This window comes from Bradyrhizobium sp. GW821-FHT12B03 (genome assembly GCF_058807535.1).
On the sequence record NZ_JBXAQU010000021.1, the window covers coordinates 66,960 to 81,459 of the forward strand.

Sequence of the window (14,500 nt, forward strand, 5' to 3'; positions counted from 1 at the left end):
CTCAGACCTCGAAATTGCCGGCGCGGAAATCCATCGCGAAGGCGGGCGCAGCCTTCCACTTGATCGATTTCGGCTTGGCCGTGAAGGTCGCGTTCTGATGCAGCACGGTGTAGGCGGGGTCCTCGCGCTCGGCGATCTCCAGCATGCGGCGGAACGCCTTCTTGCGGGCAGCACGGTCGGTCGAGGTCTCCAGGAACTCCGAGAGCGTGTTCAGCTCGGCGTTGGTCCATTCGCCGATCTGCTGCTGCTGGCCGTTCGGGCCGTGCTGGGCGACCAGCGACGACACGGGATCGTTGAAGGCGGCCGAGTTCGACCAGTCGCGAACGGCGCGGGTCGGGGCACGTTCCATGATCTGCGACCAGTTCTCCTTGGTCTCGATCTGGACGTTGAGGCCGACCGACTTCCACATCTCGACCAGCACCTGCGCGGTCGCGACCTGGTTGGTGTAGTAGTTGTTGAGCAGACGATACGGAATCGGATCGCCCTTGTAATTGGCCTGCTTCAGCAGGTCCTGCGCAACCTTCGGATCATAGGCCGGCACGCTCCAGTCGGCGTTGAACATGTCGCCATAGAATTCCCACTGAAGCCCCTTCGGCACGCGGGTGCGGCCGGCCCACAGGCTGTCGACGATGGCCTGGCGGTCGATCGCATGGGTGAAGGCGCGGCGCACCAGCGGATTGGCGAGCACGGCATGGTTCTTGTCGAACACCGTCAGGCGGTGATTGAGGATGGTGCCGCCCTGGACCTCGAACGCCGCATTCTTCTCGATGCCGGCGATCTGGTCCGGCGGGATGTCGCAGGCGAACTGGTATTCGCCCGACAAGAGGCCGTTGATGCGGCTCGCGACTTCAGGCACTTCGAGGAAGCGGATGCGCTTGAGCGGCGGACGGCCGCCCCAATAATCGTCGTGGGCTTCCAGCGTCAGCGACACGTCGGGCTTGAGCTCGACGACCTTGTAGGGACCGGTCGTCACCGGCTTGCGGGCCCAGTCGAGATAGCTTGCGGATTCGTCCCAGGCGCGGCGGTTCATGATGTCGGAGCCGTAGCGCGACAGGCGGCCCTCGATGGTGACGTCGGGCGTCGCGTTGTAGAAGCGCACGGTGTACTTGTCGACGGCGTCGACGCGCACGAGGTCCGGCCAGATGCGCCGTGCGACCGCGGGCACGTCAGGCGGCAATTCCTTGCCCGGACGCGGCGTCGGAATCTTCTCGAAGGCCTGGATGGTGGAGCGGCTCTTGGCCTCGGTCTCGCCGAACATGCGTTCGCGGCTGAAGCTGAAGACCACGTCCTCGGCGGTGAGCTCGTCACCATTGTGGAACTTGACGCCCTGGCGCAGCTTCACCTCGACGGTCTGGTCGTCGATGCGGCGCCACTCGGTGGCAAGCCCGGGCACGGCCTCGAGGCTGCCGCGCCAGTTCTTGGAGATCAGGCCTTCCCAGATCGAGGAGAAGAACACGCGCTCGCCGACATTGGACTGCTCGCGCAGCACGTCGAGCACGTTCGAATTCGTCACCTTCTGCACGGCGATGGTGACTGAGGGACGGTTATCGGCCTGTCCGATCGCAAAGCGCGGCAGCAGCAGCGTGCCCGCGGCCGCGGTGCCGGATTTCAGGATGGTACGACGGGTGAATTTGCTCATGGCGATAAGCCCTGCCCTTGATGAGGTCGGTTATTCAGCGAGGCCGAGCGCGGCGAGATGGGCTGCGCCGGCGCGGACGTGGTCGTGGTTGCGCAGTTCGAGGATCAGCCGCGGGTTCGAGGTCAGCCGGCCCAGCGCGCGGAACACGGCGACCCACGGGATATTGCCTTCGCCCGGCGCCCAGTGCCGGTCGGCGAAACCGTCGGTGTCCTGGAGATGCACATGCGTCAGCATGTCGCCGGCAGTCTCGACGTAGTAGTCGACCGGCGGCGCACCGGTGGAGATGTGGGCGTAATTGGCGTGACCGGTGTCGAGAGAAACGCGGACCTTATTGCTTTCGAGCGCCCTGGCGAGGCGCACGCGGTCGCGCGGATCCTTGTCCTCGATGTTCTCGATGACGATCTCGCAGCCGATCGTCTCGGCGCGTGCGATGACCTCGGCCAGCGTCGCCTTGACGCGCTCGACGATATTGCCGCGATTATCCGGATAGAGATCGAGATTGTTGTGGTCCCAGGTCGTAAACGGCGAATGGATCACCATCTGCGTCGCGCCGAGAAACTCGGCCGCTTCGAGGCCTTGGAGCAGGCGCTTGGTCACCGCCTGGCGGATCATGGGATCATGGCTGTCGATCTTGAAGCCCCAGAACGGCCCGTGAATGCCGAGGCGACCGGTGTGGCCCGCGAGCATCTGCTTGATCTCGCCGGCCGCACTGCGCCAGTCGCCGTCGAGCAGATCGGCGCGAAAGAAATCCTGGATCTCCAGATCGCGCTGCCGTTCCAGAAGCCAGTCACGATGCGCGGGGATCGATTTGATGGACAATGCGGCGCCCAACACCGGCTTCGACATGGCTTGCTCCTTGACCGTCAACGATGACGGGAGCAGCGCTAGACCAGTTCAATGACAGGCCGGTGAAATCGAAGTTTCGCAGCACTGAAGAGATGTGGACATCTTCCCGATCGCGTGCTGCGGATCGGGCGACAGTGATCCTGCGGCTGATGCCGAACGAACACATGGCAAGCGGTATTCGTGTCCGTAGTGATCCGGAATGGAATCCTATTCTGATGTCGCGTACATCGCTGGACATCGATCGGCGGCCACTTCCACGGGCATCACCCTCTGATCGCGCTACCCTTGGGGTTGGGGGACCACATGGGGCGGGGGATTGAAGGCTGGGGCAAGGTGACGAGGTCCGGACTCCTAGGCACTCCGGACCTCGAAACTTTCTAGATTGAACGCAACTTCGCGCCGTCCGGCTGGGGCATCCGGGCGGCGCGTTGTCGTTTCAGCCCTATCGTCGATCGAGGCTCTCAGCGCGCTTGCGGCTTGCCTTGCGACCGCGCGCGGACAGACCGCGCCGCGCTCACATCGCGTCCTTCAGCGTCAGCCGTGCCGTGAACGTCACGCTGATCTTGCCGACCAGCGCCATGCCTTCGACTTCCGCGCCGCCGGGGAAATAATCGCCGGAAAAGCCGCAGGTGACCTCCCTGCCCCCGAACACCAGAGTCCGGCCGACCGCTTCCGTGTGCTGATTGACGATCATGTCGCCGCGCCACTTCCCGTTCCGGAACGTGTAGCTGCCGGTGTAGTAGAAATAGCTGTCGCCGCCCATGATGCGACCATCGCTGAGCACGACCACGCCCCTCGCCTGCCCGCGCTTGCCGTCCCGCATTTCGATGTCGAAGATATAGAGGCCGTTGACGACGCTGGCCTCTTCACCCGCTTCTGAACCTTCCCCGGCCGACATCAGATCGTCTCCCCGGCAACGTCGATCCGCCGCGCCAATCAGTTTGGTACGTTCCGCTCGAGATCCTCGAGCCATGCTGCGGCGCTCGAATCCGACGGCGCGCGCCAGTCGCCGCGCGGCGACAATGAGCCGCCGGCCGAAACCTTCGGGCCGTTCGGCATCGCCGAGCGCTTGAACTGGCTGAAGGCGAAGAAGCGGCGCAGGAACACCTCGAGCCAGCGCCGAATCTCCTTGAGATCATAGGCCCTGCGCTTGTCGGGCGGGAACGCCGGCGGCCATTCGCCCTTGGCGACGTCCTTCCACGCCTGGAGCGCCATGAAGGCGATCTTGGACGGCCGCATGCCGAAGCGGAGCGTATAGAACAGGTTGAAATCCTGCAGCTCGTAGGGGCCGACGGACGCTTCCGTGCTCTGCGGCTTCTCGCCGGGCTTGACGGGAACCAGCTCGGGCGAGATTTCGGCCGACAGGATCGAGGCCAGCGTCCGGTTGACGTCGTCGCTGAATTGTTTAGAGGCGATCACCCAGCGGATCAGGTGCTGGATCAGCGTCTTCGGCACGCCGGCATTGACGTTGTAATGCGCCATCTGGTCGCCGACGCCGTAGGTGCACCAGCCCAGCGCGAGCTCGGAGAGATCTCCGGTTCCGATGACGATGCCGCCGTGATGATTGGCAAGGCGGAACAGGTAGTCCGTGCGCAGACCCGCTTGCACGTTCTCGAAGGTGACGTCGTAGACCTTCTCACCCTTGCCGAAGGGATGGCCGATATCCTTCAGCATCTGGGTTGCCGTGGTGCGGATATCGAGTTCCTGCCAATTCGTCTGCAACGCCTTCATCAGCGCCAGCGCATTGGTCTTGCTCTCGCTGCCGGTGGCAAAGCCCGGCATCGTGTAGGCGAGGATGTTTTCACGGGGCAGGCCGAGCAGGTCGACGGCCTTGGCGGCGACGATCAGCGCGTGGGTGGAATCGAGCCCGCCCGAGACGCCGATGACGACGCGCTTGGTGCCGGTGGCGCGCATGCGCTGCACGAGGCCGGCGACCTGGATATTGTAGGCCTCGTAGCAATCCTGCTCGAGCAGGCTCTCGTCGCTGGGCACGAACGGAAAACGCTCGACCTTGCGCAGGAAGCCGATGTCGGCGGCCGGCGGCTTCAGGGCGAACGTCACCTTGCGGAAGAACGCCTCGCGCTGCCGGCGGTTGTCGTCGAACGTCCCCATCAAGGCGCGCTCCTGCCTGAGCAGGTCGAGATCGATGTCGGCGAACGTGATCTGGCCACCCTGGCGGAATCGCTCGCCCTCAGCCAGCAACACGCCGTTTTCGTAGATCGAGGTCTGGCCGTCCCAGGCCAGATCCGTGGTCGATTCCCCTGCCCCGGCGGCCGAATAGACGTAGGCCGCGAGGCACCGCGCCGAGGTCGATTGGCACAGCAGCGCGCGCGAACGGGCGCGGCCAATCGTGATCGGGCTGCCCGAGAGGTTGATCAGCACGCCGGCGCCTGCGAGCGCGAGCTCCGAGGCCGGCGTCACCGGGATCCACATGTCCTCGCAGATCTCTACGCCGATGGTCAGGCCCGGAACATCCTCTGCGGCAAACAGCAGATCGGTGCCGAACGGCGCGTGGAGCCCACCGAACGCGATCGTCTCCCCGGCGATCCCGGCACCGGAGGCGAAATGGCGTCCCTCGTAGAACTCGCGATAGGTCGGCAGGTAGCTCTTGGGCACCACGCCCAGCACGTGGCCGCGATGGACGACGACGGCGCAATTGTAGATTCGATGGCCAAAGCGCAGCGGCGCACCGACGATCAGGACGGTCATCAGCGCCGAAGAGGCCTCGACGATCGCGCCCAGCCCCCGCTCGACCGCATCGAGCAGCGGGTCCTGTTTCACCAGATCCTCGATCGCATAGCCGGACAGGCACAGCTCGGGAAACACGGCGACCGCCGCCGACTGCTCGTGACAGGCACTGGCCGCCGCCAGGATGGCCTTGGCATTGGCCGAGGGATCGGCAACGTGGGAGGTGGTCACGCAAGCGGCCACGCGCGCAAATCCGTGGGCGTAGATCGAGTGGAAAGTCATCGCGCGCAGTACCTCTAGTCTCGTCCCGGCCGGCCGCAGCCGTCAGCTCCCCACCTATGTAGCCCATCGATCCGGCCCCGTGCAGGCCATCCGCCGTCATGCATAACGGATTTGCGCTTTGCCCGGGACGGGTAGCTCAGGCGCTGCGGGCCAGGACGCCGGTCAGATCGTCCCGCAGCCACTCGGCGATCCGGGGCCAGGCATGCGCGTGGGTCCGCGCACCCATGAACAGGCCGAGATGATTGCTCGGCTCGGAGGCCGCCGCAATGAAGGCGGGCGGCGTGCCGACTAGCCTGGCCGTCGCAAGCGCCTGTGTTGCCGGCACGACATCGTCGTCGAGCCCAGCCAGCAGGAAGATCGGCGCCTTGACGTCCTTCAGGTCGATCCGGCGGCCGAGTGCGACGAAATTGCCGCCGGCAATCCGGTTCTCCCGGAAAATCCGGTTGACGATTTCGAGATAGTAAGTGCCGGGCAGATCGAGCGTCTCCACATTCCACTGGTCGAAGCGCGCGAGCAGCGCCGCGCCCTCGTCGTCTGAGAGCTCCTTCTGCAGGGCGGCTGCGATATCCTCCCGGCTTGGCGTCTTCGACCAGAAGCGCAGCATCTCCCCGCCGCTGACATTGCCGCCGCCGCGCGCGACGAGCTGGTCATAAACCATCTCGGGCGCATTGCGGGCCAGCCGGGAGAGCGAGGAATCAATCGACAGATCCACGGGAGCGCCTACCAGCACAAGCCGCCGCACCTTGTCCGGAAAGCGCGCCGCGTAGAGCAGCGACAGCCAACCGCCCTGGCACAGGCCGACGAGATCGACCGGCGCACCGATCTCGTCGATCGCGACGTTGAGATCGGACAGATAGCTGTCGATCGAGAGATAGCGCATGTCCGGGGAGGCTGAGCGCCAGTCAGTGAGATAGACCCGGTCCACGCCGCCATTTTGCAGCGACTGCACCACGCTGTGACCGGACGCGAAGTCGGCGATCAAGGCCCGATGCAGCGCATAGGGCGCGCAGACCAGCGCCGGCTGGCCGGACCGCGTCCGAGAACAATCGCGCAGGCGCATGGTCGCAAGCTCCAGCGCGACCGTGCTCGGCGTCGTCCACGGCAGGCTGCTGTCAGCCGGCTCGGCCGGCGCGCGCTCCATCCACCAGAAGCAGGCGTCCATGGCGAGGCGCGCCGCCGCGAACGGCCACAGCAGCGGGTCGTCAGCGTGATCCGCTCCGCGCGGCGGTTTGCCTGTCCGCTCCACCATGGCTATCTCGCGGTTCTCACAGGAATGCCTCGAAGCTGATCACGGAAATGCCGAGCTCGCCAAAACTCTTGTGGGCCGCGGCCACCGAGCCCTCAAGGTCAATGCCACGGCAGGCGTCCTCGATCACCACGACATCGAACCCCGCCTTGCGGGCATCCTCCGCCGAGAAGCGGACACAGAAGTCCAGCGCCAGACCGGCGACGAACACGGTCCGCAACTCGCGCTCGCGCAAATAGCCGAGCAGGCCGGTCGGCGTCCTGTGGTCGTTCTCGAACAGCGCCGAATAGGAATCGATACCGCGCCGGAAGCCCTTGCGCACCACAAGGCTCGCGCGGGTGATATCCAGCTCCGCGTGGAATTCGGCGCCTGCCATGCCCTGCACGCAATGCGTCGGCCAGAGCACCTGGGTGCCGTAGTCCAGTTCGATGGACTGGAACGGCTGCCTGCCCGGATGGTTCGGCGCGAAGGAGACGTGGTCCATCGGATGCCAGTCCTGGGTCAGCACCACATTGGCGAATTTTTGGGCGATCCGGTTGATGGCCGGCACGACCTTCTCGCCACCGGGCACGGCCAGCGCCCCGCCGGTGCAGAAGTCGTTCTGCACGTCGATCACCAGCAGCACGTCGTGGTCGGAAATCTTCATCGTAAGGCCCTATTCCATCCACCCGGCGCGACCGGCGCCGAACGCTCCCCTCCAATGTCGATCTTCCGGCGCGGCTTCGCAACCGCCGACCGCGTGCGGCGGTGTCGCGCTGGCACCAGGATCGTCCCCAGGATGCAACGGTTTGGCTCCGTCCGTGTTGACTAGGCACAACCAAGCGAGGATTCTCAAGCCGTCCGCGAACTGCGGATCGGACCAGGAGCGGAGGCAAAGGTTCCCGAAGGCCGGCGAGGCCGCGGCAACCAAAGGGCCATGAGTATCGGCAAGACAGGAAACATTCTTCTCGCCGATATCGGCGGCACCAATGCGCGCTTTGCGCTGAGCCCACGCGATCCAAGCAACGGCGATCAGACCGGACCGATCGACTATGTGAAGGTCGCCGACTTCCCGACCGTGCGGGAAGCCATCGCCGATGTGCTGGCGCGCCGGTCCGGCGGCGAGCCGCCGCAAAGAGCCGTGCTGGCCGTCGCGGGTCCCGTCACCAACAACCGCTGCGTCATGACCAACAGCCCCTGGGTCATCGACGGTAACGAGCTCCAGCCGGCGCTCGGCTTCGACAGCGTTCATGTGCTCAACGATTTCGAGGTGGTCGCCTGGTCCCTGCCCGCCTTGCAGCCCGCCGATCTGATTCCGCTCGGCGGACAAGACGGCCTCCCCGGAGAACCGCTGCTGGTGGTCGGACCTGGAACGGGCTTTGGCGTCTCCTGTCTGGTCGAGCGCCACGGGGCGCGGCTCGCTGTCGTCACCGAAGCGGGCCACGCGACCCTTCCGGCAGAGAATGAGCGCGAGGAACGCGTGATCGCGTCCTTGCGCCGGCGCTTCGGCCATGTCTCGATCGAGCGCGGCGCACTGTCGGGCTCCGGTTTGCAAAGCCTCTATGAAGCATTGGCGGAGATCGACGGCGCCGAGGTGCCGCATCGCGACGCCGCCGCCATCACCAAGGCAGCCCTGGACGGCAGCTGCGCGGTCAGCCACGCGACGCTGGAGATGTTTTGCGCCATCCTGGGTTCCGTCGCGGGCAACCTCGCGGTGACCTTCGGCGCCCGCGGCGGCGTCTATATCGCCGGCGGGATCGCGCCGCGCTTCCCGGAGTTCCTTGCGGCCTCGGCCTTCCGCGCGCGCTTCGAAGCCAAGGGACGCTTCCAGGACTATTTGCGCAACATCCCGACCCGGCTGGTCACGAAGCCCGATGCCAGCTTCGTCGGCCTGAAGATGTTCGCCGACCACAATCCGGATTGAGGCGCGCGAGCGCCCGGCTGCGGTTCCCGTAATTCACAGCTGATTGCAGCGCACCAACGGTTCCACGCAGGATCGTGCTTGCTCGTTGGTCCACGATGAGAAACAATCCCCTGAGTATGTGGCGTAGTTGCGGGGGCGTGACATGCGTAAGCAGGATCTGGGCTTCGACTATCACCGCTATCACCGCCTGCTGACCGAGGCGGATGATGAGGACAAGCGGCTGGCGCTGATCGAGCTCCTCATCGAGGAAAAGGCGCGAGACCGGCTGACCGCCCAGCGCGCCTCGGATCGCGCCGCCATGACCGCCCATACCATCGCCACCGTGCTGAAGAACGGTCGCAACTGAGATCTGCGGTCACGCCGCGATTCTGCGATCTGATTGCGATTTTGTTAACAATCCCTCGCAACCTCGCGTCAAACTTTTTGCTCTAAGAGTTCCCTCACCTGAGGCAATTCAGGTCAACAAAGGGGGCAATGAACATGAGCATGATTTCGCTTGCCGCGATGCCGGCCGCCGTCGAAACCCGTTTCGCCGATTCTTCGTTCAAGACCATCTTGCTGTTCTGCTGCACCGGCCTCGTCGCCTCGTTCGGCCTGATGGCGCTGGGCGTCGACCTCACCGCCAGCCTGGTCTGAGACCACCACGAATTCCTTCGCCGAATGGCCGCCCTGACCGGGCGGCCATTTTCGTTGGCGATCCCAGTGCGGCGCCTTCGCCGTCACCCAGTGCGGCGCCTTCGCCGTCACCCAGTGCGGCGCCTTCGCCGTCACTCAGTGCGGCGCCTTCGCCGTGGCTTCGGGAAACATCGTATCGATCATCGCCTTGAGCTGATCGATCGAAATCGGCTTGCGCAGGATCGGCCTGCGCCGGAGCAAGGACGGCAGCAGTTCCGGCCCATAACCGGTGGCGAACAGAAACGGCTTTCCGCGGCGCTCGATCAGGTCGGCGACCGGATCGACGTAGAGCCCCATGAGATTGATGTCGAGGATGGCGAAATCATATTGCGCGGTCATCGCAAAGGCACTCGCGTCCCGGACATTGTCCGCTTCCGCAACGACGTGGTGGCCGAGCTCTTCCACCATGTCGGCCATCATCATCCGGATCAACGCCTCGTCTTCGACCAGGAAAACGGAGAGTCCGTCCGCCATTTCAACCCCGCAGTCAGCCTTGCGAAGCTAAGCATACCCGAATTGCGGAGAGGATTCACGAATTCGTGGCGGGCGACGTTAATTCGTACGCGCCCAATCCGTTGCAAGTTGATCAATCCAGTCCGCGCTCGTGGCTGAGGCGCACCATCTCCTGAATGAAGACCTGCTTCTGCTTGTCGTCGAGGCTCGAATAAAGCGGTTCGGCGGCATCGGCGACATTGCGCTGGTCGGCGGCACGGTCGATCAGGAACTGCGCCTCGTTGCGCATCTGCTCGATGATGTCGTCGGGCGGATCCCGCTTGGCACGCGCCACCCGCAGGTTGAGTCGCTCTGCACCATTGTGCCCCAGGTAGTGCATGGAGCTGGAAAAGCCGTACCAGTGCTTCTCCTGATCGGGCGTGAGATTCAGTTCGGTCTTGATCCGCTCGATGTAGGAATCGCTATTGGCGACGATCTGTTCAGCGGTCTGTTGCGGCGCTCCGGTCTGGGTGAGGACCGTGACATCCTTGTCCTTGTTGTCCTGCGGCGCATTCTTGGCTTCCTTGCTCGCCTTGCCGCCCTTGCCCGTCTTGGCGTTCTCTTTGGCGCTCTTGGCGTCCTTGTCCTTGCCGGCGCCCTGCTGCTTGGCATCCTTGCCCGGGTCCTTGGCCGCCGGCGCCTGATTGCCACTGTTGTTATTCCCGACGCCGAGCACGCCGGTGAAAACGCCGACCACGCCGCCGATCGCGCCGCCGAGCACGCCACCGACCGGACCCGCCGCCTTGTTCCCGGCGGCTGCGCCCTCCTGAACGCCTTTGACCAATCCTTGAGCGTTCGCGACCGCGGCTGCGCCGAGCAGCAACGCGAGCACGGACCCCAGCGCGAGCCATCGTCGCAGGTAGAGCCGCGCAGGCAGCGCCGGATTGATCATTCTCGTCTCCATCGTCGAACTTGCTGGCCTGTCCGGGTGGGGGAGCCACCCGCTGGTTGCAACACTATCGTTTCCGCCGCTTCGAGGTCCAGACGCGGCCTCGTGCTGTCCACGCCCGAAAAGTCTTTCGCGCGAAGCGGTTATGCAGGCTTATTCGAAACTGCGGCGTAATTGCGCACGGATCGTTCCAGGCCGGTTTGCGCCACGTGTGCGTCGCAAAAGGAGGAGCCGCGGTTCGCGTCCGGCGCCTCGCATTGCGGGCGCTGCCGCGCTTTCAGGCACAACGTTAGTTCTAGACGATCGCCATTCGGGCTTTCTCGACAGACGCGATCAATCATGATCTGATCGCGCTACCAATCGGCCGCGCCTCGCGTGATTTGCGATCGAAGCTGACGGCATCAACAAGAAACGTCGAACAAGAAACGCGAACAAGAAAATCAAAAGCAAAACTCGGAAGAGTTCAGAGGAAACACCAGAACAATAAAACACCCAAGCGAGGAAACGAGATGTCACGCAAGACACTGACGCGACGTCAATTTGTGGCTGCCACTGCGATGTCCTCCGCGGCGCTGATCTCGGCGCCCTATGTCCGGGGCGCTTACGCCGCCGGCAAGATCTCGATCGGCTTCTGGGACCACTGGGTGCCCGGCGCCAACAATGCCTCCACCGCGCTCGTCAACGAATGGGCGGCGAAGGAGAAGGTCGAAGTCTCGATCGACTACATCACCAGCAACAACAACAAGATCCAGCTCACGGTCGCGGCCGAAGCCCAGGCCAAATCCGGCCACGACATCCTGCAGATGCCGACCTGGTGGCCGCATGCCTATGCGGAAAATCTCGAGCCGCTCAACGACGTCATGGAGCCGCTCATCAAGCAGAACGGCGAGGTCAACGGGACCGTCAAATATCTCGGCCAGGCCGGCGGCAAATGGCTCGCCATACCTGCAACCCCGGGCAGCCAGATCAAGGGACCCTGCTCGCGTATCGATCTGATGAAGAAGCACGCCGGCATCGACGTCCAGGAAATGTACCCTGTAGGGGGGCCGCCGAAAGCCGACAACTGGACCCTGGACACGTTCCTGAAGGCGGCCGAGGCCTGCCAGAAGGGCGGCTTTCCATTCGGCATCGGGCTCGGCGAAACCACCGACAGCGTCGACACCGCGGGCGCCATCTTCCAGTCGTTCGGGGCGGAGCTCGTCAACGCCAAGGGCGACGTCACGGTGAAGACCGACGCGGTTCGCCAGGCCCTCGAATACTACAAGAAGCTGATTGCCTTCCTGCCGCCGGACGCGCCGTCCTGGGATGACGCCTCGAACAACAAATGGCTGATCTCCGGCCGCGGCGCGATGATCCTGAATCCGCCGAGCGCCTGGGCCGTCGCCAAGCGCGACGCACCTCAGGTCGCCGAGCAATGCTGGACCCACGGCTTCCCCGCCGGGCCGAAGGGCCGCTTCGCGCCCTACCTTCCCTACTTCTGGGGTCTCTGGAGCTTCAGCAAGAACAAGGAGGCCGCCAAGAGCCTGCTCACCTACCTGTCACAGCCGTCATCCATCGAAAAGTTCGTCGCGGCGAGCGGCGGATACGATCTGCCCGCCTACGCCAACATGACGACGCTGAAGACCTGGCAGGAAGAAGGGCCGCCGAAAGGCACGCTCTATCATTACCCGAACCCGTACAACCATCAGACGCTGTCGATTGCAGCGTCGCCGGCGCCGCCCAAGATCGCGCAGCAGATCTACTTCCAGGCGACGCTGACGAAGATGGCGCTGCGTTTCTCGCAGGGCGAGAAGATGGAGACCACGCTCGCCTGGGCAGAGGGCGAGTGCGAAGGCTTCATGCGGAGTTAGCCGGGGGTGTGCCATGGCGGTTCACGCCTCACGCGTGAGCCGCCGGGGCAACTCCTGGTTCCAGACCTCCCGCCGCGGGGACGCCGACCGACAGGGCCGGCGTCCCGTCCGACATCAAGGAAGCTGTCTTCAAGGAAGCAATGCCATGGCCGACGTCGTCGTTGAGCAAGGTCGCGTGGTTCGTGCGACAAGCGCCCGCAAACGCACCGGTCTCCGCAACGCCATGGGACGAAAATCGACGGTGGCGTTCTTTCTGACGCTGCCGCTGATCCTGCTGATTGCGCTGCTCGTGCTCTATCCCGCCGTCTATTCCATCCACCTCGCCTCCCTGAACAAGTCGATGCAGAAATTCGTCGGCTTGGGCAACTTCACCTTCCTGTTCAATCGCGACACGTTCTGGATGGTGGTGAAGCAATCCTGCATCTTCGCGGTCACCGCCGTGTTCTTCAAGGCGCTGATGGGATTCATCGTCGCGCATTTCGTGCACAACATTCCGGCCAAGGGCCAGCGCAAATGGCGCGGCATGCTGCTGGTGCCCTGGGTGATCCCGCCGGCGATGAGCACGCTGGCCTGGCTGTGGCTGTTCGATCCCTCCTACAGCGCCTTCAACTACACACTCTCCTTCTTCGGCATCGGCCCCATCAACTGGCTCGGCGACACCGCGTGGGCACGTTTTTCCGTCATCCTCGTCAACGTCTGGTATGGCGCGCCGTTCTTCATGATCATGTATCTGGCGGCGCTGAAATCGGTGCCGGACCAGCTCTACGAGGCCGCCGCAATCGACGGTGCCAATTGGTGGCAGAAGATCTGGTTCATCACCCTTCCGATGATGCGCAACATCATCGCCATCACCACCCTGTTCTCGCTCATCGTCACCTTCGCCAATTTCGATATCGTCCGGATCCTGACCTCGGGCGGTCCGCTGGATCGAACCCACATCTTTGCGACCTGGGCCTTCAAGGTCGGCATCGAGGGCAGCGACATTCCGCTCGGCGCCAGCGTCTCGCTGTTCATGGTGCCGATCCTCGCCGTCGCGGCGATCTTCATCCTTCGCGATGTCTCCAAACGCGGGAACGAAGCCTGATGAGCACGCTGGCAATCGACAAGGCTGGACCGACGCGCAAGCTCGGAAGCATGAGCCGCGACCGCGCCTGGGCGCTGCGCTGGTCCTACTTCTTCCTCGCGCTGTTCGCGATCTTCTCGCTGACGCCGCCGCTCTACATGCTGATCACGTCGCTCAAGAGCAGCGCGGAGATATCGGCGGCGACCAATCCCTGGTGGGTGTTCCACCCCACGCTGTCGAACTACGTCGAGCTCTTGACCTCGAACCAGTTCCTGCGGTTTTTCTGGAATTCGTCGATGGTCTCGATCGTCGTCGTGATCATCACCATGCTGATCAGCATCCCGTCGGCCTTTGCGCTGGCGCGGATGAAGTTCTGGGGCTCGACGACGCTCGCCACCGGCGTGTTTCTCACCTACCTGATTCCGGACAGCCTGCTGTTCATTCCGCTGTTCAAGATGCTCGCTGCCGTCCAGGACATCACCGGCATCACGCTGCTCAACCGATGGTACGTGCTGCTGTTCGTCTATCCGACGCTGACGGTGCCGTTCTGCACCTGGATCATGATCGGCTATTTCGCCTCGATCCCGAAGGAGCTCGATGAAGCCGCGATCATCGACGGCGCCTCCTGGCTACAGACCCTGACGCGGATCTTCATTCCCGTCGCGCTGCCCGGGCTGATCGCCGCCACGATCTTCGCCTTCACGGTGTCATGGGCGCAGTTCCTCTATCCCCTGGTGTTCACGACGTCGATCGACCAGCTGGTGCTGCCGGTCGGCATCACCACGACGCTGATCAAGGGCGACGTCTTCAACTGGGGTCAGATCATGACCGGTGCGCTGCTCGGCGCAGCCCCGCCGCTGATCATCTACGCGTTCCTGATGGACTATTACATTGCCGGCCTGACCGCCGGTGCGACAAAGGGTTGAT

Annotated in this window: 14 protein-coding genes; 6 read left to right on the forward strand and 8 right to left on the reverse strand. The window is 64.0% G+C overall.

The window, feature by feature from the left end; translation table 11 throughout:
• Position 1: 1 nt before the first annotated feature.
• The 6 genes from AC1RUR_RS31180 to pncA all read right to left on the reverse strand — a co-directional run bounded on the left by AC1RUR_RS31180 (position 2) and on the right by pncA (position 7,347).
• The gene (locus AC1RUR_RS31180) at positions 2–1,639 is read right to left on the reverse strand and encodes an ABC transporter substrate-binding protein (RefSeq protein ID WP_492851202.1); all 1,638 of its coding nucleotides are present in this window, start codon (positions 1,637–1,639) and stop codon (positions 2–4) included.
• 30 nt (positions 1,640–1,669) lie between these two features.
• Positions 1,670–2,485: a sugar phosphate isomerase/epimerase family protein gene (locus AC1RUR_RS31185; RefSeq protein WP_492851204.1), complete on the reverse strand. Its 816-nt coding sequence runs from the start codon at positions 2,483–2,485 to the stop codon at positions 1,670–1,672.
• Positions 2,486–2,999: 514 nt separating this feature from the next.
• Positions 3,000–3,383: a GrlR family regulatory protein gene (locus tag AC1RUR_RS31190; protein ID WP_492851206.1), complete on the reverse strand. Its 384-nt coding sequence runs from the start codon at positions 3,381–3,383 to the stop codon at positions 3,000–3,002.
• Between the two features lie 38 nt (positions 3,384–3,421).
• Positions 3,422–5,455, reverse strand: coding sequence for an NAD(+) synthase (locus tag AC1RUR_RS31195; protein ID WP_492851208.1), 2,034 nt, complete (start codon positions 5,453–5,455; stop codon positions 3,422–3,424).
• 136 nt (positions 5,456–5,591) lie between these two features.
• Positions 5,592–6,704 (reverse strand): alpha/beta fold hydrolase, encoded by a 1,113-nt coding sequence (locus AC1RUR_RS31200; RefSeq protein ID WP_492851210.1) that lies wholly within the window; start codon positions 6,702–6,704, stop codon positions 5,592–5,594.
• Positions 6,705–6,720: 16 nt separating this feature from the next.
• On the reverse strand, positions 6,721–7,347 hold the full coding sequence (gene pncA, locus AC1RUR_RS31205) for a bifunctional nicotinamidase/pyrazinamidase (protein WP_492851212.1): 627 nt from the start codon (positions 7,345–7,347) through the stop codon (positions 6,721–6,723).
• Between the two features lie 270 nt (positions 7,348–7,617).
• Here pncA and glk point away from each other — a divergent pair, with 270 nt between their 5' ends.
• The 3 genes from glk (at position 7,618) to AC1RUR_RS31220 (ending at position 9,240) form a co-directional block, all read left to right on the forward strand.
• A complete protein-coding gene (gene glk / locus AC1RUR_RS31210; RefSeq protein WP_492851214.1) occupies positions 7,618–8,604 on the forward strand; it encodes a glucokinase in 987 nt (328 codons plus the stop codon).
• 142 nt (positions 8,605–8,746) lie between these two features.
• The gene (locus tag AC1RUR_RS31215; protein ID WP_492851216.1) at positions 8,747–8,950 is read left to right on the forward strand and encodes a hypothetical protein; all 204 of its coding nucleotides are present in this window, start codon (positions 8,747–8,749) and stop codon (positions 8,948–8,950) included.
• 134 nt (positions 8,951–9,084) lie between these two features.
• Complete coding sequence (locus AC1RUR_RS31220) at positions 9,085–9,240, forward strand: hypothetical protein (protein WP_492851218.1); 156 nt, start codon at positions 9,085–9,087, stop codon at positions 9,238–9,240.
• A gap of 135 nt (positions 9,241–9,375) precedes the next feature.
• Here AC1RUR_RS31220 and AC1RUR_RS31225 read toward each other — a convergent pair whose 3' ends face one another.
• Both AC1RUR_RS31225 and AC1RUR_RS31230 read right to left on the reverse strand, forming a co-directional pair.
• On the reverse strand, positions 9,376–9,753 hold the full coding sequence (locus AC1RUR_RS31225) for a response regulator (RefSeq protein ID WP_492851220.1): 378 nt from the start codon (positions 9,751–9,753) through the stop codon (positions 9,376–9,378).
• Between the two features lie 112 nt (positions 9,754–9,865).
• Positions 9,866–10,663: a Spy/CpxP family protein refolding chaperone gene (locus AC1RUR_RS31230; protein WP_492851222.1), complete on the reverse strand. Its 798-nt coding sequence runs from the start codon at positions 10,661–10,663 to the stop codon at positions 9,866–9,868.
• A gap of 506 nt (positions 10,664–11,169) precedes the next feature.
• On the opposite strand from AC1RUR_RS31230, the gene AC1RUR_RS31235 reads away from it, so the two are divergent.
• The 3 genes from AC1RUR_RS31235 (at position 11,170) to AC1RUR_RS31245 (ending at position 14,499) form a co-directional block, all read left to right on the forward strand.
• Positions 11,170–12,510 (forward strand): ABC transporter substrate-binding protein, encoded by a 1,341-nt coding sequence (locus AC1RUR_RS31235; protein WP_492851224.1) that lies wholly within the window; start codon positions 11,170–11,172, stop codon positions 12,508–12,510.
• A 145-nt stretch (positions 12,511–12,655) separates the two neighbouring features.
• Complete coding sequence (locus AC1RUR_RS31240; RefSeq protein ID WP_492851226.1) at positions 12,656–13,594, forward strand: carbohydrate ABC transporter permease; 939 nt, start codon at positions 12,656–12,658, stop codon at positions 13,592–13,594.
• Positions 13,594–14,499, forward strand: coding sequence for a carbohydrate ABC transporter permease (locus AC1RUR_RS31245; protein ID WP_492851228.1), 906 nt, complete (start codon positions 13,594–13,596; stop codon positions 14,497–14,499). The genes AC1RUR_RS31240 and AC1RUR_RS31245 overlap by 1 nt, the downstream gene beginning before the upstream one ends.
• Position 14,500 lies beyond the last annotated feature (1 nt).

Bases quoted from the DNA above. Each gene is read 5' to 3' on its own strand.
- AC1RUR_RS31180 (WP_492851202.1), bottom strand. From the start codon at position 1,639: ATGAGCAAATTCACCCGTCGTACCATCCTGAAATCCGGCACCGCGGCC.
- AC1RUR_RS31185 (WP_492851204.1), bottom strand. From the start codon at position 2,485: ATGTCGAAGCCGGTGTTGGGCGCCGCATTGTCCATCAAATCGATCCCC.
- AC1RUR_RS31190 (WP_492851206.1), bottom strand. From the start codon at position 3,383: ATGTCGGCCGGGGAAGGTTCAGAAGCGGGTGAAGAGGCCAGCGTCGTC.
- AC1RUR_RS31195 (WP_492851208.1), bottom strand. From the start codon at position 5,455: ATGACTTTCCACTCGATCTACGCCCACGGATTTGCGCGCGTGGCCGCT.
- AC1RUR_RS31200 (WP_492851210.1), bottom strand. From the start codon at position 6,704: ATGGTGGAGCGGACAGGCAAACCGCCGCGCGGAGCGGATCACGCTGAC.
- pncA (WP_492851212.1), bottom strand. From the start codon at position 7,347: ATGAAGATTTCCGACCACGACGTGCTGCTGGTGATCGACGTGCAGAAC.
- glk (WP_492851214.1), top strand. From the start codon at position 7,618: ATGAGTATCGGCAAGACAGGAAACATTCTTCTCGCCGATATCGGCGGC.
- AC1RUR_RS31215 (WP_492851216.1), top strand. From the start codon at position 8,747: ATGCGTAAGCAGGATCTGGGCTTCGACTATCACCGCTATCACCGCCTG.
- AC1RUR_RS31220 (WP_492851218.1), top strand. From the start codon at position 9,085: ATGAGCATGATTTCGCTTGCCGCGATGCCGGCCGCCGTCGAAACCCGT.
- AC1RUR_RS31225 (WP_492851220.1), bottom strand. From the start codon at position 9,753: ATGGCGGACGGACTCTCCGTTTTCCTGGTCGAAGACGAGGCGTTGATC.
- AC1RUR_RS31230 (WP_492851222.1), bottom strand. From the start codon at position 10,663: ATGATCAATCCGGCGCTGCCTGCGCGGCTCTACCTGCGACGATGGCTC.
- AC1RUR_RS31235 (WP_492851224.1), top strand. From the start codon at position 11,170: ATGTCACGCAAGACACTGACGCGACGTCAATTTGTGGCTGCCACTGCG.
- AC1RUR_RS31240 (WP_492851226.1), top strand. From the start codon at position 12,656: ATGGCCGACGTCGTCGTTGAGCAAGGTCGCGTGGTTCGTGCGACAAGC.
- AC1RUR_RS31245 (WP_492851228.1), top strand. From the start codon at position 13,594: ATGAGCACGCTGGCAATCGACAAGGCTGGACCGACGCGCAAGCTCGGA.